The following is a 19002-nucleotide window of genomic DNA, read 5'->3' as shown; positions in this document are numbered from 1 at the left end:
AAAGCAGAAATCAAATTGTCCGCCCTCACTGTGTGAGGGCGGACAATTTGATAATTACTAAATTAGTCGTACTTTTGCCCCCTGAAACTAACAACAAATGCGAACAAGAAGTATAAAGAAAAACACTATAAACGTCGTAACCCTTGGGTGTTCTAAAAACGTGTATGACAGCGAAGTACTGATGGGGCAACTTAAAGCGGGTGGCAAAGAGGTGGTGCACGAGCAAAAGGGCAATATTGTGGTGATTAACACTTGTGGGTTTATCAACAATGCCAAAGAGGAGAGTATCAACACTATTTTGGACTATGTGCAACAGAAAGAAGCTGGATTGGTAGATAAGGTGTTTGTGATGGGGTGTCTCTCTGAACGCTATAAGCCCGATTTGGAGAAAGAAATCCCTGATGTAGACCAATACTTCGGTACTAGCGAACTGCCTGCCCTTTTGAAAGTACTCGGCGCCGACTATAAACACGAGCTCATAGGAGAGCGCCTCACTACTACCCCTAAGAACTACGCCTATCTGAAAATATCGGAAGGTTGCGATCGCCCTTGTAGCTTTTGTGCAATTCCACTAATGCGCGGGGCGCACCTATCGACCCCTATTGAAGCTCTTGTAACCGAAGCGGAGAAGTTGGCTGCCAAAGGGGTGAAAGAACTTATACTCATCGCCCAAGATATTACCTACTACGGTCTTGACCTCTACAAAAAGCGTGCTTTGGCTGACCTATTGCGTGCTCTTGTGAAAGTAGAAGGCATCGAGTGGATACGCATACACTATGCATTCCCTACCGGCTTCCCGATGGACGTATTGGAAGTGATGAAGACTGAACCTAAAATCTGCAACTATTTAGACATTCCGCTTCAACATATTTCTGACTCTATCCTCGCAAGTATGAAGCGCGGTACTACCCAAGCGAAGACTACTAAACTGCTGAAAAAGTTCCGCGAAGCAATACCCGAAATGGCTATACGCACTACCCTTATTGTGGGGTACCCAGGAGAAACGGAAGAAGACTTCCAGAAGCTGAAAGACTTTGTAAAAGAAATGCGCTTCGACCGTTTGGGTTGTTTTACTTACAGTCACGAGGAAAACACTACCGCCTATGCGCTCGAAGACGATGTGCCGGAAGAAGTAAAACTTGCACGTGCTAACGAGATTATGGAGATACAATCGCAAATATCGTGGGAGCTTAACCAAGAGAAAGTAGGAAAGACTTTCCGTTGTCTCATCGACCGCAAAGAGGGCAACTACTTTGTAGGTCGCACCGAATACGACTCGCCCGATGTAGACAACGAGGTGCTTATCGATGCTAAAAAACACTATGTAAAGATAGGTGATTTTACAGATATAAAGATTATCGAGGCTACCGATTACGATTTGTATGGAGAGCCGTGCTAATTCGCAAATTATTACTACCTTTGCACTATGAAGAAATATTTAATCGCCTGCCTCGGCAATATAGGGGCTGAATACGCCAACACTCGTCATAATATAGGATTCCTTGTAGCCGATACATTGGTGAAAGACCATAATGCTTCTTTTACTACTCAGAAGCTTGGTGACCTCGCCGAAATTAAAGTGAAAGGGCGTACCTTTATATTGTTGAAACCCTCCACGTATATGAACCTCAGTGGCAAAGCAGTACGCTACTGGATGGAAAAAGAAAACATTCCTTTGGAAAACCTCTTGGTCATTTGCGATGACCTAAATATCCCGTTTGGCACTATCCGTATCAAAGGCAAAGGTAGCGACGGGGGTCACAACGGACTTAAAGATATACAAGCCCAACTGAACACCCAACAATATGCGCGTTTGCGCTTTGGTATTAGCAGTAATTTTGAATCAGGCAGGCAAATAGACTATGTACTCGGCGAGTGGGCTCCCGAAGAGCAAACCCTCTTGCCTGAACGCCTACAGAAATCTGCCGAAGCCGTCCTTTCTTTTGGCTTAGCAGGGCTTAATATTACAATGAACACCTTTAATAATAAATAGGAAGCGCAATCCCTAACCCCTAACCCCTAACCCCTAACCCCTAACCCCTAAAACCTGACCCCCTGAAACCTAACTATGTACACACATCACCTCATTCTCATTCTGCACCTCATTGCTGCCACTATTTGGGTAGGCGGACACTTAGTATTGGCTATCGGCTATTTGCCAAAAGCTCTTAAACACAAAGATTTTAGCTATATAGGCAATTTCGAGAAGACTTACGAGCCTATCGGTATGCCCTCACTTGCCGTATTAGTTATCACAGGTATTTTGATGGCTTACGACTACAACGCTGGTTTCAGTTCTTGGTTTTCATTCGCTACTCCTATTGAGCGCGTAGTATCACTGAAACTCATTTGTTTGCTAACCTCTATTTGTTTTGCTATTTCGGCACAAACAAGGGTATTGCCCAAACTGCGCAAAGGTCAGCTCAACAAATTACCCGAAATGGCGGTGCATATCATCTGTGTAACCCTCATAGGGGTAGTAATGGTAGTACTGGGTAGTTTAGTAAGAATAGGAGGAATACAATAATATTAGAGAGCTAACTAATAAACTTCTATTAGCCCTCTTTCCTTTAAGATTTAAACGCGAATTGTTTCTCTTCAAACTTCCCGACTGGTTAAATTCTGCTTTTACCCCTCTTAACTTTCCATTTTCACTCACACCTAAGGTTTTTAGCTGATTCCGATTACAAAGCAATTGTCGAAGTCAGTTGTTATGGGTTACACCAGCTCTTTAAGTTGCATTTTTGTATCATAACAAAAAAATCTCTCTTCTTTATACAGCTTCCTATCAGCTAAGCCCCCACTTTACCTCTTATCTTTTACCTGAATTACCTCTTCCGAACCTTTCCAATTTTCTAATTCTCTCATTTTTTAATTTGCTGATTTTTTCCCACCCTCGATTGGTTTTAGTAACATTCTAAACTCAATCAGTGTTCATTTAGTATTCAATTAATCTTCGGTTAGTCTCCATTGTAGACCCACTGTAGACCCACTGTAGACCCACTGTAGACCCACTGTAGAGCCACTGTAGAGCCACTATAAAACCTCTATTTGTTTATTTATTTTAAAATATGTAATATTGCACTTGTTAAAGAAAAAAATATTTTGTTATAAACCTTTGATAAACACAATATAACAAGCACCTAAACATTTCCTTTACTTTAATATTTCTTACTGTAGATAGAATTTGATAAATAAACGAAAAGAAATGATAACAACCCTTTAACTATAACACCCTACCTTTGCCCCAACGAAATAAGACATTTTCCATATAACTAAAATTCCAAAATTATGGATAGATTACATTCATACAAAACCAAACTACTGATGCTCGCTTGGCTGTTCGGGCTATGCGTAGGAGCACAATCCCTGTTTGCCCAAACAGTAAAAGGGAAAGTAGTTGATGAAGACAATATGCCTCTGATGGGTGCTACCGTATTGGAAGTAGGTACTAAAAACGGCGTAACCTCCGATTTCGACGGTAACTTCCAACTCAGCTTGAAGAACGGAAATGCTACCTTAGAGATATCCTTTATGGGATATAAGAGTACCAAAGTACAGGTGCAAAACCGCAACAGCATCACCGTAAAGCTCTTGCCCGAAACCACCGAACTAAAAGAAGTGGTGGTTGTGGGGTATGGTACCCAAAAGAAGGAAACTGTAACAGGTGCTATTTCTTCTGTCAAAGGAAATAAACTCGTAGAAAATGCAGTTGCCAACGTCTCCAATGCGCTGGTAGGGCGTATGCCAGGTATTACATCCACTCAGTCCAGTGGTGAGCCTGGTAGGAACGCTACTACCATTCGTATTCGCGGGGTGAGTACCTTCAATGCAAGTAGCCAAGAACCTTTGGTGGTAGTAGATGGTATCCAAAGCTCTATGAATGCCGTAAATGCGATGGACCCTTACGAAATTGAAAGTATTAACTTACTGAAAGACGCTTCGGCAACAGCTGTCTATGGTGTGAAAGGTGCTAACGGGGTGGTAGTAGTAACTACCAAAAGAGGTCGCTCTGGCGCTCCTAAGGTGAGTCTTACTTATAACTTTGGTATGAGCGAGTTGGCTACTCAGTTAGACCTGCTCAATTCTTATGATTATGCTCGCTTCCGCAACGAAGCTATTCGCAATGACAACGACCCAAGTAACTTCGATAAACTGTTCAGCGAAAGCGGTTTTCACAACGAGCTGTGGAAGTTCAAGAACAATCGCGACTATACACCTCAAGAGGTGGAAGCGATGAACCTCACTCCTGAACAAAAACAAGCTCTGCTAAATAGCCCTGCGTTATATTACACCAGTCATAACTATTTCAAAGAGGCTTTTGGCGGAGTATCTCCTCAAACGCAATTCAACTTAAACGTATCAGGGGGAAGTGAGAAAACGCGTTATTTTACTTCTTTGGGATATTTCTATCAAGGAGGTACTTTCAAAGAAACTAACTACCACAACGCCGATGTAAACTCTAAATATCAGCGTTACAACTTCCGCTCTAACTTCGATTTTGAACTTACCGACCGTACTAACCTCACGCTCGACCTTGCTGCTGTATCTTCAAAGGTAGGAGGGATTTTGGGTAGTGAGCAAGACGGCGATGTAAACAGCGAAACAGCCCGCAAAAAGTCGATGTTAGTGCATATCTTGGCTAATACGCCTTTTGCAGGTCCTGGTATTGTAGATGGGCGTTTAATCGATGGATATGTAGATGGTGTAAATCCTTTAGTAGGTAAAGGAGGTACAGGTTATTCGGTGTTGTCCAGCTTGCTCTGGCGACCTTATCTTACTACCTATCAAACCGACTTGAACCTAAACTTAAAACTGAAACACAAACTCGATTATATCACTCAGGGTCTTTCTATTTCAGGTACTTTTTCTTACAACGATTTGTATAGAAAAGGTGTGAAAAGAGAACGCTCTATCCCTTCGTATAACGTAACTCGCAACCCTAAAAACCCTGCTGAACTACTCTTCTTTGGCGGCAGACTCAAACACACTACCCTTACCGACCGCTTTAAGTCAAGCAAATGGCGTCGCCTGTATTTTGAAGTAGCTACCAACTACGACCGCTCTTTCGGAAAACACAATATCACTGCCTTACTTTTGGCTAACGGACAAAAAACGTATGACCCTGGTTTTGAGTTCAACGTGCCTGCTGGTATTATGGGGCTCGCCGGTAGGGTTACTTACGATTACGACCGCCGTTACCTTATTGAAGGCAATATGGGGTATAATGGTACCGAAAATTTCGCTCCTGGCAAACGCTTCGGATTCTTCCCTGCCTTCTCATTGGGTTGGGTGGTTACTAACGAAAAGTTCTTCCCTAAAAACAATATTGTTACTTACTTAAAGCTCAGAGGTTCTTATGGCGAAGTAGGAAATGACCAAGTAGGTGGTCGCCGTTTTCTATACTTGCCCAGTACTTGGGGCTATGGCTATGAAGGCTACCGCAACGATGGCTATGGCGCCGGAGGTTACTATTTCGGCAGTAGCGATGGTACTACCAAAGACCCTTTCTATACTGGTGCTTGGGAAACGCGTGTTGGGAACCCCAATGTTACTTGGGAACGCGCCAAAAAAAGCAATGCGGGTATCGACCTGAATATGTTTAAAGATAGGCTTACTATCAATGCCGATGTATTCCAAGAAAAACGCGACAACATCTTGTGGAACAGAGGTACAGTGCCTGGTATTGTAGGTTCCGACCTTCCTGCGAGCAATATAGGTAAGGTAAGCAATAAAGGTTACGAAATACAAGTGCACTGGGGCGACAAGATAGGCGATTTCACTTATGGTATCGGGGGGAATGTATCCTATGCTAAAAACAAAATTGACTACCGCGATGAGCCTAACAACCCTCACCCTTGGATGAATGAAACGGGCTATTCTATCGGGCAGTACAGAGGTTATCTCACCAATGGTTTCTACAACACTTGGCAAGAAGTAATGCAACGCCCTTATTCGCGTTTTGATGGCAATAAAGTGCAACCTGGTGACCTCCGTTATGTAGATGTGAATGGCGATGGCGTTATCGACGAGAAAGACCGCGTGCCTATTGGTTATGCAAACTTTCCTCGTTATACCTTTGGGGCAAACCTCAATGTAGGCTACAAAGGATTTGAAATATCAGTGCTCTTCACCGGTACGGCTCAAGGTTCTATGCCTTTGGATTTCTATACGCGCAACCCTTTCTATATGGGTACAGGGGCAGCTTTCCAACATCAGTACGACGGACGTTGGACTCCCGAGAAAGCCCAAAACGGCATTACCCCTACTTTCCCACGTGCTTCTATGCGCACCGGTGATAACATCAACGGATTGTTTAGCGACTTCTGGTTGCTCTCTACCGACCATATCAAGCTGAAAAACGTAGAGGTAAGCTATCTCTTGCAAAAGAAAATGTGGTTGGACAAAGCAGGTATCTCATCGGTAAAACTATCGGTGAGCGGTAACAACCTCTATACGTGGTCTAAAATGCACGATGGTTACGACCCCGAACAACAAGATTCTAACGGCGCTGCCTCTGGATATCTCTACCCTATGACCCGCACTTATAGCGTAGGGCTCAACGTTCAATTCTAAAAAATACAACCAATGAAAAAGCTCATTTATACCACCTTAATCCTCGTCTTTTTCTCACAAGTATTTTCTTGTAAGTTAGAAGACCACTTCCTCGAAAAGAGTCTGGGGAGCGATGTGAATGTCGATTCTATCTTTTCGAGCAAACAGAAATCTCTCTCGGCTATTGCCCAAGCCTACGCGATGAGCCTGCAATCGGGTATTACCTTGCGTTACGACAATGGGCGCATTAGCGGACTGAAAGCGGGAACGCTCTCTCACCTATCGGGAGAAGTGAACGATGTGAAATTCAGTTGGGAAGACACCTATAAAATTCAACGTTCTGGAATGGTAGCCAGCGACTCCGATGGCAAAGCCCTTAGCTCCGATGGTTTCGTGTTCAACTACCAATCTATCCGTCAGTGCTATTTGGTGATTGAGAATATCGATAAAGTCCCCGATCTTACTGAGGTACAAAAGAAAGGTATCAAAGCCGAAATGTATACCCTCATCGCCTACCGATATGAGGAGATGTTCAAACGTTATGGCGGGGTGCCTATTATAGAGGGTACACTTTCAGTAGATTCCGACCTGAATATTCCTCGCGCTACTTTGCGCGCTACCTTAAACCATATTATTGCCCTTTGCAACAAAGCTATTCCCGACCTGCCCGATAGCTACAACGCTTCGGAAAAAGGACGTGTAACCAAAGGTATCCCGATGTGTATCAAAGCCGAAGCGCTGATGTACGCCGCGCGTCCGCTGTTCAATAGCAATACACCTTATATGAGTTTGGGTGGCAATAACAACCTGATTTGTTTTGGCACACACGATGCTTCGTTATGGCAACAAGCCATAGAGGCAAACGAGCAAGTGATACGCTGGGCAACTGCCAATGGTTACCAAATCATCAATACGGGCAACCCCTTAGCCGATTACGGTACAGCAGTAGCAACCCCTAACAACCGAGAAGTACTCCTTGCCTTTAAATCACAAAGTTTTATAGAGGCTTATAACCCTCACAGCCAACCAGGAGGGGCAAATTCTATGAGTTACTTGCAACTTACCCAATACTACAAAACTGATGGCACCGACCAAACGTGGACGGGTGAAAACTGGGAAAGCTACGCAACTTATGTGAACAAGTGCAATGAGTTAGAAGCCCGTTTTAAAGCCTCAGCAGCGATTGCAGGACAACAAGCGTGGAACAACCCTGGTTCGCATTATTGGTCAAGTGAGACTTTGGCAAATGCCTCTACTTGGGAAAAAAGAGCGGGTAGTGAAGGCGCAGGACGCCGTGTGAAGTTCTTTTATATGGCTGATACCCGCGATTGGTTTGAATTTCCTCTGTATCGTTTGGCTGAGTTCTACTTAAATCTTGCTGAAGCCTATAACGAAGCAGGTAATCCTGCTCAGGCTTTGCAAAACCTAAACGTTATCCGCTCGCGTGCAGGGCTACCCAATGTTACTGAAACAGGGCAAGACGCTTTGCGCAAACTCGTGCAAAGAGAATGGGCGGTAGAGTTCTATGAAGAAAATCACCGTTACTTTGATGTAAAACACTGGAAACTCACCGATATCGCCAATGGTATCATTGGAGGGGAAAAGAAAGGAGTAGTTTTTGAGTACGCCCCAGGAAAATCGGAAGGGTGGAACGCTTGGGATTACGCTTCTTACGCCGTGAAACCTGTCTATACAGGATATTGGGACAACAGTCAGTATTTAGAGCCTTTCCCTCAATCAGAAGTGAACAAAGGCTACTTGATACAAAACCCTGGGTACTAATAACCAATTAATAAAACAACTGAAATGAAATATAAACATAACATATTATTTTGTAGCCTTGTGGGCTGTATGCTTTGGGCAGGTGCTGTGCAGGCACAAAGCCCTCTGAACGTACCCGAAGAGCTCTCAACACTTTCTACCTCATCAGTAAAAGGAGAACAACTCTTGAAAATGCCCACAACTAACTTTACCAACAGTTTGTTTGGGGTGCTACCTGGGCTCACTGTATTGCAAGGCGGAGGAATGGACAATGCCAGTCTAAATATCCGCGGGTTGGGTTCTTACAACTACCCTTCGGTTACCTATTTTATCGATGGTTACCAAAGTGATTTTATACTGCTATCGCCTTCCGAAATCGAGTCGATTACGGTTTTGAAAGATGCGGCTGCCTTAGCGCCATTTGGTATGAAAGGAGCGCACGGCATCGTGTGGATTACCACCAAACGCGGTACAGAAGGCAAACCTGTGGTAGGAGTAGATTTCCAAACGGGCGTGCAAATGCCTACGGTACTGAGCAAACCGCTATCAGCTACCGAGTATGCTCAGCTATACAACGAGGCTTACAGTAACGATGCAGGGGCTTGGACAAGCTTTTACAATATCCCTAACGATGTGAAATACAACACCGATTGGTACGACAAAGTACTCAAAAATTCGGCTTTGTTTGATAGACAAGATGTGAACATACGCGGAGGCTCGGCTACTACCAAGTATTTTGTGCTATTAGGGCACGCTGGCAACAGTGGTTTGTACGCCTCTAAGAACGACGATTCGCATTCTAGCGGAAGGTTCGACCAATATCTCGTAAAAGCAAATTTAGATTTCAGTATGCTCAAAATATTTGAAGGAAATGTAAATATCAACGGACGTATAGAAGACCGTAAATCGCCTAATTACAACGAGTATAAGCTCTGGCAAAACTTGGCGAGCTACCCTAATATCATTTATCCGGCGCAAAACCCCAATGGGTCGTTCCCTGGTACAGCCATCCACCCCGATAATCCTTACGCTTCTATCCGAGCCTTAGGTATCAAAACGCTACACGACCGCACTTTAGGGGCTAATTTCAACCTAAAAGAGAAATTAGACTTCATCACCCCTGGTTTATACATACAACAAGGCGTATCGCTCAGTTCGTGGACACGAGGCACACGCATTGTAAGTAGAGATTACACTCGTATGTTCAATGGGGTAGCACAAACCACCCATCGGGATAGCAACTACAAAGTAGATGACGACTGGGGTACCAACCAATGGAACCGTTTGCAGTTTCTGTTGGGTGCAGGTTATGCCCGTGAGTTTGGACAAAACACTTTCCAAACAGCGGTAAATTACCTTCAATACGTTTATAATATAGACGACAATCTCAACGGAAAAGCGGGTTTGAACAACAACTACGCCTATCAGAACATCGGCGGACGTGTGTTCTACGATTGGAACAAACGCGTATCGGCTGAATTTGGTTTTGCCTTCGGTGGCTCGGATAACTACAAGAAAGGCAATCGGTTTGGTTTTTATCACGCCCTTTCAGCAGCCTATCAGGTTTTCAATGAGCAACACCCTTCGGCGAATGCCAATATCAATCGGTTAAAATTGCGCGCTTCGGTAGGTACTACGGGTAACGATGTCTACAACGAAGGTCGCTACTTATACGAACGCTATTACGGTTCTTACGGAGGAGGCGGTTTTGCCACAGGAAACGATGACCCGTCGTGGCATAGTGCTATCGGACTAAAATACGTACCTAATGAGCGTATATTTGCCGAAAAAGCCTATAAGTACAACATAGGCGTGGAAGCTAAATTCTTTAACAAATGGGACGTGATGATAGAGGCTTTCCTCAACAAACACGAAGGTATTATCACCCCTGATTACAGTATTTCAAGTGTCTTTGGGGCTACCCCTCCCTATAAAAATATAGGAAAGGTAACTAACCGAGGTTTTGAAGTGAGTACGCTCTACAGCAACGCAGCAGGAAAACTCACTTATAGTATAGGCGCTAATGCTTCGTTTGCTAAAAACAAAATAGACTATATGGCTGAGTACGACGCTACTAGCGAGAGTTCAGCTCAAACAGGCCGACCTATCGGCACACGCTTTGGCTATGAAGCTGCTGGATTCTACGACATAAACGATTTTGACAGCAATGGCAATCTGCTACCTTCACTCCCTAAACCTTCCTTTGGAAACGTTGCCCCTGGTGATGTGAAATACCGCGACCTAAATGGTGACAACCGTATAGACCCTGCCGATAAAACCGAAATAGGCAAAAGCTACCTCCCTACACTCACTTATGCTGGTACGCTCAACCTCGGTTATGAAGGATTTGACCTTGGCGTGCTCGTGCAAGGAGTACAAGGCAGAGAGGTGAATTTATTAGACGATGCACGCCAAAAAACAGTTGCTTTTGAGAACAACGGCAATGTGTATGCTATCGCCAAAAACCGCTGGGCTTACTATCCTGCACAAGGCATCGATACCCGTAGCAGCGCACAGTACCCACGTTTGTCGTTATTGAGCAACAACAATAACACCCAGCCTTCCACCTTGTGGATAAAGAAAGCTAATTACCTAAGAGTACGCTACATAGAGGTAGGTTACAGCGTTCCTAAACGAATGCTCGACGAGATAGGCGTTAGCAAATTGCGCATTTACGTAAATGCCGCCAATCCGTTTACTTTCTCATCACTACTTACCGATTACGACTTAGACCCCGAAGTGCTTTCGGGTTACCCTGCGCTCAAATCGGTTACTATGGGTGTGTCTTTAAAGTTTTAAACAAATAAACTACCGAAAATATATCGCTATGTTAAAGAGTAATAAACCGAGCAGAACAATCTTTGCAGTGAGCTGCATTGCGCTGATGAGTACACTCATCGGGTGTAATGTGTTAGACACCAAAGAAGATATTTACGATACCGACGAGCAGATAAAAACCAATTACCAAGTGTTGTACGACTTTGGTTATGCTGCCTATACGCGTTTGCAAAACCGCTTTGATGCCATCGATGGCAATCTGTTTGCGGCAGTGAGCGACGAGGCTGAATATACGCTTTCGCCTTCAAACACTCAAGTTTTTAACGAAGGAAGCTGGAATAGCACCAACAACCCCGATAATACGTATGCTTACAACTATGAAGGCATACAAGCGGCTACTTATTTCTTGGAAAAATTCCCTAACTATGCTTCTTTCTTAAAGCAGAACCGCAACCTCATCACTCAAAACGACATCAACAACTACAATCGCGATGTGAAGAGCATAAGGGCTTTGCGCTTTGAAAACCGCGTGTTGCGAGCTTATTTCTATTTTGAACTACTGAAACGCTACGGAGGGGTACCTCTTGTAAAAACAACGCTTTCCGCCGATAGTAACACACTTTTGCCTCGCAACACAGTAGATGAGGTTGTGAACTATATCGTGAGTGAAATCGATGCTTCCAAAGATAGCTTGATTACCAATTGGGGAAGAGATTTTGATATTGGCTTAGATGGGCGTATTACCAAAGGAGCTGCCTTAGCCCTCAAATCCAGAGTGTTGCTTTATGCGGCAAGTCCACTGTACAACCCCACTAACGATGTGAACAAGTGGAAAGCAGCTGCTAGTGCGGCTAATGAGCTTCTCAGCTTAAATCTCTACAGCCTCGACAATAGCTACCGCGATTTGTTCCTCGGCGACAGAAGTGCCAAAAGCTCAGAAACCATTTTTGCTATTCGCCAAAGTGCCACCAATGATTTGGAAAGGAAAAACTACCCCATTGGCACGGCAGGAGGCAACAGCGGTATTACGCCTTCACATAATTTGGTAAGTGCTTATGAGTACAAAGGCACCCCTGATCCTAATGATATATACGCCAATCGCGACCCTAGACTCGGCTATACGATAGTAACCAACAACAGCCAGTGGAACGGACGTACAATGGAAATATATGCAGGTGGTGCTGACAACTACAACGCCAAAAACGCTTCACGCACGGGCTACTACCTCAAAAAGTTTTTGAACGACAATCTCGATTTAGTACAAGACGAGAAAAGACTCCGCTCTTGGGTAGTCTTCCGATTGGCTGAAATTTACCTCAACTATGCCGAGGCGATGAACGAAGTCTACGGACCCGATGCTAACAACGGTTATGCACTTACTGCCAAAGAGGCTATCAATTTGGTGAGAGGCAGAACGGGTGTGGAAATGCCTGCGATTACTACAGCATCAAAAGAGGAGTTCAGAGAAAAAGTAAAACACGAACGCCGTATAGAACTCGCCTTTGAAGAACACCGCTATTGGGATTTGCGCCGTTGGAAAGACGCTACTACCGTGCTCAATGAGTCGCTTACTGGAGTGCAAGCTACCAAAAACGGCAATCATTTTAGCTATCAAGTAAAAGAAGTAGAAAAGCGCACTTTTACCGAAAAGATGTACTTTTACCCTATCCCTCATAGCGAAATCAATAAATCTAACGGAATTGTAAAACAAAACCCAGGTTGGTAGTGACGAATGACGAGTGACGAAATACGTCAATTTGAAAAAAATAACTGAATAACAAACCTCATCGCTTTTGCGGATTCCCTCCCCCTTCCCTTGGGGGAGGGGGAGAAGGAGGGGGTGAGGACAATCTCTTATATATGAAAACAAAAAACATTACATTATTGCTACTCCTATTCGTAGCCTTCATCGCTTGTAAAAAAGACGATGTGTTTGAAGACCCCGGCATTACTACACTTTATATGCCGCAAGCCTCGTTGAACAACGGAGGTAATGAATATAATGTGCCTTTCGGCGGAAACTCCGAAAACTACACTTTCGACGAGACTACTAAGAAATTGAAAATAGTGCTCGGCGTGAAGAACTCTGGTCTCTCTACCGATAGCTTTGCTGTAAAAGTAAAAGTTGATGCACAAGCTACTAATGCTTATGTAGAAAAGTACAAAAACGACGAGAAAAAACCGGCTGTAGTACTACCCGAAGGCTCTTTCACTTTGCCTGAAAGCGTAAGCGTTGCCTCTGGTAAAAGTGAAGAATCGTTTTACTTGGACGTAGATGTGCAAAAGCTCCTTACCGACCACCCCGATTACTACAAGAATCGCATCGCTTTGGCTGTAAGCATTTATGGCAATGAGAGAATCCTCCAAAACAAAGCGACTACTATTGTAGTGATTGACGGGGCGAAGTTCTTGCCTACTCCACCTGAACCTCCTAAGCCTCCTGTGGAAAATATGATTAAAAAATACGCTTGGAAGATTCTAAAACAAAGTATAGACGGAAAAATTACAGCCGATGCTAAGATCAATATCGTTGAGGGTAATATCCAATACTCATCTGGTAAAGTGGGTGGTAAGTTCAACCACGTGATTTACCAACCGGTAAACGTAGAAAAAGGACAGACTTACACTTACGATATGCACGTGGAAATCAAAGGAAAAGCGTGGGGTTGGATACAAGCGTATGTGAGTGAACACGAACCCGAAGAAGGCAAAGACTTCGGCGATGGCAAGGTATTAGAGCTCCAAAACAACATCACCTCTCCTATGAGTGGTTCATTTGCCGAACTTTCAGCTATCCAAGACCAAAAGACCTATACCGCTGGTAAAACCGGCACACTCTACTTTGTAATAAAGATAGGTAGCTGGGATAATAATTTCGAGGATTTAGCCCTCTCTGATATCGTATTCAAGAAAGATAATAGTCCTAAGCCTCCTAAACCTCCGGTAGAGACTAGCATCAAAAAAGACGCTTGGAAAATACTATTGCAAGGCATCAATGGAGGTCTTTCAGAAAAAGCTGATATCACCATTACCGACGGTAATATTCATTACACTTCGGGCACCGAAGGAAAGATGTTCAACCACGTAATTTATCAGCCTATTGAAGTAAGCGGAGGAGAAACTTATACTTACGATATGACACTCACTGCCAAAGGCAAAGCGTGGGGCTGGATACAAGTGTATATAAGTCAGTGGGAACCTGAAGAAGGCAAAGACTTCAACGACGGTAAGGTGTTTGACCTATCGGGAGAAATCAAAACGCCTAAAAGCGGACTGATGTCGGAATTAGCTTCAGGTGAAAAGACTTATACAGCTACTAAAACAGGTAAACTATACTTTGTGATAAAGATAGGTAGCTGGGATAACAATTACGAAGACTTGACCTTTTCGGATATCTTTATTAAAAAAGCACCTTAAATGAATATATTAAATAGACAATTAAAAAACATATGAAAAACGCAACAACCTTTAGTTTTATTACAATGTTATTGTGCGGGCTTACTGCCTGTAACAAATCGGGAGGAGACACTCCTATTGAAGACAACCCTATGCCTGAAACCCCTACTGAATGGGTGTTAGACTTCCAAGACAACTTCGATGGCAATGCCTTAAACACAGATAATTGGGCTGTGTATGACAATGAATACCTCGAAAAAGAAGGTAAACTCAAACCTGAGAATACGCGCCGTACCTATGCCATAGAAGTGAAAGACGGCTTCTTGAATTGCCTTATCGACAAAGATTATAAACGCGAAGGAATGTTTATAACAGGTGGAATAGCTCATAAAAAGAACTACAAATACGGTAAGTTTGAGTTCAGAATACGTATGGACGAAGACCCTCATAAGTCTTCCAGCGGTTTAGGACTTACTTGGCCTGAAAGTGAAAAATGGCCTGACGATGGCGAAAACGACATCTATGAAACAAATCACGAGGACAACGCTTGGAATACCTATATCCATTATGCAGTATCTGGTAAAGACCAACAGTATCAACAGAGCTTCCGCAACTACAGCAAAACCGATTGGCATATTGTAGCAATGGAATGGGCTCCTGAGTACATAAAGATTTACATCGACGGTAAACTTGAATGGACTCTTAAAGACCCTATAGCAATGGCTAAAGCACCTCACCATTTATGCTTTCAAACTGAAAAAGACATTAACAAACCTTTTACCAAACAACTCAAACTACAAGTAGATTGGGTAAAGGTATACAAATATGTACCTAAAAAGTAAATGAGATATCCATACAAGTTTCTTCCCTTTCTCATCGGTATGCTCCTATGGCTTGCTCACCCCATCTATGGGCAAGCCATTAGGGAGCATATATTGTTAGATAACGGTTGGAAATTCAGCTTAGGGCACGCTACCGACCCTACTAAAGATTTGTATTACCGTGTATATAACGACTTCTCAAAAACACTTTCCAAAGGCATTAACTTTTCGAGCATAGACTACGACGATAGCGCGTGGCAAACCGTAGACCTCCCTCACGATTGGGCAGTAACTCTCCCTTTCAGTGAAAAAGGTGATTGGTCACACGGATATAAAGCCTTAGGCAGTACCTTCCCCGAGCATAGTATCGGTTGGTATAGAAAAACCTTTGACCTCAGCAAATCCGAAGCGAGCAAACGCATCGAACTGCAATTCGACGGTATTTTTAGAGACAGTAGGTGTTGGGTAAATGGCATTTATGTAGGGCATCACCTCAGCGGGTATACAGGAATAAAGTACGATATTACGGATTTGGTGTATTTTGGCAAACCAAACGTGATTACCGTAAGGGTAGACGCTACCCAAAACGAAGGTTGGTTTTACGAAGGCGCAGGTATCTATCGGCACGTGTGGCTAAACTCTTACAACTCTGTTCACTCTTCCCCCGAAGAGGTTTTTATCTATACCAAAAGCATTGGCAAACAAGCCGAAATGCACGCCGAAGCCACTGTGCATAACCGAGAGACAAGCTCACAAACATTTCAGGTGGAATGGACTATTCTTAACCGTGAAAAGAAAGTAATAGCCACTCACAAATCTGCAAATACTACTTTTGCCCCTAACGAAAAAGTAACTGTAAAGAGTAACCTTAACATTCCTAATGCACAGCTTTGGGATACTGAGCACCCCTATCTGTACACCTTAACAACAAAAATCATTTCCAACGGAAAGACCACCGACCTTATTCGCACCCGCTTTGGGGTACGCACTTTTAGTTATCAACCCGACGGCTTTTACCTCAACGACAAAAAAATGAAAATAAAAGGCGTGTGCGTACATCAAGACCACGCCGGCGTAGGTACTGCACTATTAGACGAATTGCAGTATTATCGTATTGGGTTACTCAAAGCAATGGGTGCCAATGCCTACCGCACTGCCCATCACCCTCATAGCCCTGCCGTGCTACAAGCCTGCGACAGTTTGGGTTTATTAGTGATGGACGAAACCCGACTCTTAAACAGCGGGCGAGAATACCGCCAACAATTTGAAGACCTTATCAAGCGCGACCGCAATCACGCTAGCGTCTTTATGTGGTGTATCGGGAATGAAGAAGAAAAAATACAAAGCACCGAAACTGGCGAGCGCATTGCGCGTACGTTGGTGAGTTTACAACAGCATTTAGACCCTTCACGCGTGAGCACTTATGGCGCCAACGTAGGTAATGAAAATGAAGGCGTGAGTGCTGCCATACCTGTACGAGGCTTCAATTACAACCTCTATGGGCTTACCGATTATGAGAGAGCGCACCCCAATCAACCTATCATCGGTACCGAAGTAGCCAGCACCGTGGGTACTCGAGGGGTGTATCTGCCGGAAATCGTACTTGACAAAGCAGGCGGTTACAGCGGTCATTTTGTAGCCGATACCCTACGCGCCTATCTGCTCGACCAAGACAAGAGTTACCCTAGTTGGGCATCACAAGCACAGCAATGGTACAGCACGACTGCTAACGACCCTCGTTTTATGGGCGGTTTCGTATGGACGGGCTTCGACTATCGCGGAGAGCCTACCCCTTTTGCGTGGCCTAATATCAGTTCGCATTTTGGGGTAATGGACGTGTGTGGTTTCCCTAAGAACGTGTATTACTACTACAAAGCCCATTGGAGTGAATCGCCTGTATTGCACATAGCCCCTCATTGGAATCTGAACCTGCCCCAAAACACTGTGGTAAAAGTGTGGGTATATAGCAATACCGAAGAAGTGGAACTTTTCTTGAACGGGAAGACGCTCGGCAAACAAAAAACACCTGCTTTTGGACACTTATATTGGGAAGTACCCTACGAAAAAGGTACGCTGAAAGCGGTAGGCACTAAGAATGGGAAGCGGATTACCTCCGAAATAACTACTACCGAAAAACCTTTTGCGATTGTGCTTTCTCCTCATAAAACACAACTGAAAGCCGGTAAGCAAGATGCCGTAGTAGTGAACGTGAGTGTAGTAGATAAAAAAGGACGTGAAGTACCCAATGCCGATGCCCTTATACAGTTTCAGCTTACAGGAGATGCTCGCATTATAGGAGTAGGAAACGGCGACCCCAGTTCGCACGAGAAAGATACTTTTGCCGAAGGAGAGCGTGTAGAGCGTAAACTTTTCAATGGCAAATGCCAAGTGATTATCCGCTCAGGTGAAAAAGGTGGAAAGGTACAATTACGCGCTACAAGTAACGGACTGAAAGAGGCAGTGGTGAGAATGAATTAAGGTAAAAGGTAAAGCCAGAGAAGGTTCCAGAGCTGGATATGTGAGTAAAAAGTAAGTTAACGCTTGAACGAAGAATAAATAAAGGGAAAAACTGACTTAGAGAGAAAAGAGAGAGAGCATATTGCTGTATTGACAAATATTTTATAACTTTGTGGTGCGAATTAGCAGATTAGAAAATGAGAGAATTAGAAAATGGGTAATGATAAAAAAAGGGGGGGTGACAGGTCTGACTCGTAGGACAAATCAGGCTGGTTAGGACTTTCGGAAGGAAACGAAGATTTTCAGAAGGAGACTAAGAGACTTTTTGGTGAAAAAAGAGTGTTAGGAGAGTGGACTTAGCTTATAGAGAGCTTATAGGAAGCTTATACGAATCTTGGACGATTGGTATAGAAAGGGTATATAAGTAGTTGACTCATAGTATAATACAGCGATGCAAAAAATGGTAAAAACGGGGTTTCGAGGCGAAAGAAAAAGAATCCTCACCCCGTCCCTCTCCCAAGGAGAGGGGGTGTAGGGACGAGAGGCGAATGATGTCATATCCTGAAATAGGTTTACACTAAAAACCATAAAAAGATATGACAATAGGGAGGAAAGAAACAGTTCGGTACAGTGATTGCTTTAAGTTGAGTATCGTAGAAGAGATTGAGAGAAACGGATTGAGTATTGAAAACTGCCGACGCAAGTACGGCATTGGAGGAAGTACAACGATTCAAAAATGGCTTAAAAAGTATGGTAAAAATCACTTATTAAATAAAATAGTACGCGTGGAAACAATTGATGAAATCGGGGAGCTTCAAGCTCTTAAAAAGGAGTTAAAAGCCCTTAAAGAGGCTTTTGCTGAAACGACTTTAGAGAATAAAGTTTATAAGACTTATTTTCAAATTCTTGGTCAGGAAACAGGAATGGGCGATGAAATAAAAAAAAAGTTAGAACAAGAGTTATTGAAGTACTTTCCAAAACAGAAAAGATAAGCGCTCTTTGCAAGTGTTTTGGTATTAGTAGACAAGCTCATTATAAAGCAGTTAAATCGTTTAAGGAGGTAGCACTCAGTGAGAGTATAATTATTGAGATGGTACAGGAAATACGTCGAGAACTGCCCAAGATAGGAGGAAAGAAGCTTTATTATATGTTATCAGATAAGATACATCAGGTAGCAAAAATAGGGAGAGATAAGTTCTTTATGATATTGAATAATAATGATTTACTTATTCAA

General features: G+C 43.5%; 11 protein-coding genes. All 11 read left to right on the top strand.

The window, feature by feature from the left end; all coding sequences use genetic code 11:
• Positions 1 to 97 precede the first annotated feature (97 nt).
• The 11 genes from rimO (at position 98) to HMPREF1320_RS00280 (ending at position 18760) form a co-directional block, all read left to right on the top strand.
• Positions 98 to 1399 carry a 30S ribosomal protein S12 methylthiotransferase RimO gene (gene rimO / locus HMPREF1320_RS00330; RefSeq protein WP_015782236.1) on the top strand — a complete coding sequence of 434 codons (1302 nt, stop codon included), beginning with the start codon at positions 98 to 100 and terminating at the stop codon, positions 1397 to 1399.
• A 27-nt stretch (positions 1400 to 1426) separates the two neighbouring features.
• The gene (gene pth, locus HMPREF1320_RS00325) at positions 1427 to 1993 is read left to right on the top strand and encodes an aminoacyl-tRNA hydrolase (RefSeq protein ID WP_009417045.1); all 567 of its coding nucleotides are present in this window, start codon (positions 1427 to 1429) and stop codon (positions 1991 to 1993) included.
• Positions 1994 to 2068: 75 nt separating this feature from the next.
• On the top strand, positions 2069 to 2527 hold the full coding sequence (locus HMPREF1320_RS00320; RefSeq protein WP_009417021.1) for a CopD family protein: 459 nt from the start codon (positions 2069 to 2071) through the stop codon (positions 2525 to 2527).
• 764 nt (positions 2528 to 3291) lie between these two features.
• Positions 3292 to 6576 carry a SusC/RagA family TonB-linked outer membrane protein gene (locus HMPREF1320_RS00315; RefSeq protein ID WP_009417028.1) on the top strand — a complete coding sequence of 1095 codons (3285 nt, stop codon included), beginning with the start codon at positions 3292 to 3294 and terminating at the stop codon, positions 6574 to 6576.
• 12 nt (positions 6577 to 6588) lie between these two features.
• Positions 6589 to 8337: a RagB/SusD family nutrient uptake outer membrane protein gene (locus tag HMPREF1320_RS00310; protein WP_009417041.1), complete on the top strand. Its 1749-nt coding sequence runs from the start codon at positions 6589 to 6591 to the stop codon at positions 8335 to 8337.
• A gap of 24 nt (positions 8338 to 8361) precedes the next feature.
• Entirely contained in the window at positions 8362 to 11115 is a 2754-nt protein-coding gene (locus HMPREF1320_RS00305) for a SusC/RagA family TonB-linked outer membrane protein (protein ID WP_009417022.1), read from the top strand.
• Positions 11116 to 11119: 4 nt separating this feature from the next.
• Positions 11120 to 12820, top strand: a complete 1701-nt coding sequence (locus tag HMPREF1320_RS00300) for a RagB/SusD family nutrient uptake outer membrane protein (RefSeq protein ID WP_034553701.1) — start codon at positions 11120 to 11122, stop codon at positions 12818 to 12820.
• Between the two features lie 134 nt (positions 12821 to 12954).
• A complete protein-coding gene (locus tag HMPREF1320_RS00295; protein WP_009417037.1) occupies positions 12955 to 14511 on the top strand; it encodes a DUF1735 domain-containing protein in 1557 nt (518 codons plus the stop codon).
• Positions 14512 to 14543: 32 nt separating this feature from the next.
• The gene (locus tag HMPREF1320_RS00290) at positions 14544 to 15332 is read left to right on the top strand and encodes a glycoside hydrolase family 16 protein (protein ID WP_009417047.1); all 789 of its coding nucleotides are present in this window, start codon (positions 14544 to 14546) and stop codon (positions 15330 to 15332) included.
• Complete coding sequence (gene galA, locus HMPREF1320_RS00285) at positions 15333 to 17789, top strand: beta-galactosidase GalA (protein WP_009417050.1); 2457 nt, start codon at positions 15333 to 15335, stop codon at positions 17787 to 17789. It begins immediately after the preceding gene.
• A gap of 623 nt (positions 17790 to 18412) precedes the next feature.
• A complete protein-coding gene (locus tag HMPREF1320_RS00280) occupies positions 18413 to 18760 on the top strand; it encodes a transposase (protein WP_232207514.1) in 348 nt (115 codons plus the stop codon).
• The last annotated feature ends 242 nt before the right edge of the window (positions 18761 to 19002 follow it).

It is taken from the genome of Capnocytophaga sp. oral taxon 335 str. F0486 (genome assembly GCF_000277665.1).
Taxonomy (GTDB): domain Bacteria; phylum Bacteroidota; class Bacteroidia; order Flavobacteriales; family Flavobacteriaceae; genus Capnocytophaga; species Capnocytophaga ochracea.
Note: the sequence above shows the minus strand (reverse complement) of the source record. Positions and strands in the feature narration are given on the sequence as shown.

Excerpts from the sequence above, each read along its gene's own strand:
- pth (WP_009417045.1), top strand. The coding sequence starts at position 1,427 with ATGAAGAAATATTTAATCGCCTGCCTCGGCAATATAGGGGCTGAATAC.
- rimO (WP_015782236.1), top strand. The coding sequence starts at position 98 with ATGCGAACAAGAAGTATAAAGAAAAACACTATAAACGTCGTAACCCTT.
- HMPREF1320_RS00315 (WP_009417028.1), top strand. The coding sequence starts at position 3,292 with ATGGATAGATTACATTCATACAAAACCAAACTACTGATGCTCGCTTGG.
- HMPREF1320_RS00310 (WP_009417041.1), top strand. The coding sequence starts at position 6,589 with ATGAAAAAGCTCATTTATACCACCTTAATCCTCGTCTTTTTCTCACAA.
- HMPREF1320_RS00295 (WP_009417037.1), top strand. The coding sequence starts at position 12,955 with ATGAAAACAAAAAACATTACATTATTGCTACTCCTATTCGTAGCCTTC.
- HMPREF1320_RS00290 (WP_009417047.1), top strand. The coding sequence starts at position 14,544 with ATGAAAAACGCAACAACCTTTAGTTTTATTACAATGTTATTGTGCGGG.
- HMPREF1320_RS00320 (WP_009417021.1), top strand. The coding sequence starts at position 2,069 with ATGTACACACATCACCTCATTCTCATTCTGCACCTCATTGCTGCCACT.
- HMPREF1320_RS00305 (WP_009417022.1), top strand. The coding sequence starts at position 8,362 with ATGAAATATAAACATAACATATTATTTTGTAGCCTTGTGGGCTGTATG.
- galA (WP_009417050.1), top strand. The coding sequence starts at position 15,333 with ATGAGATATCCATACAAGTTTCTTCCCTTTCTCATCGGTATGCTCCTA.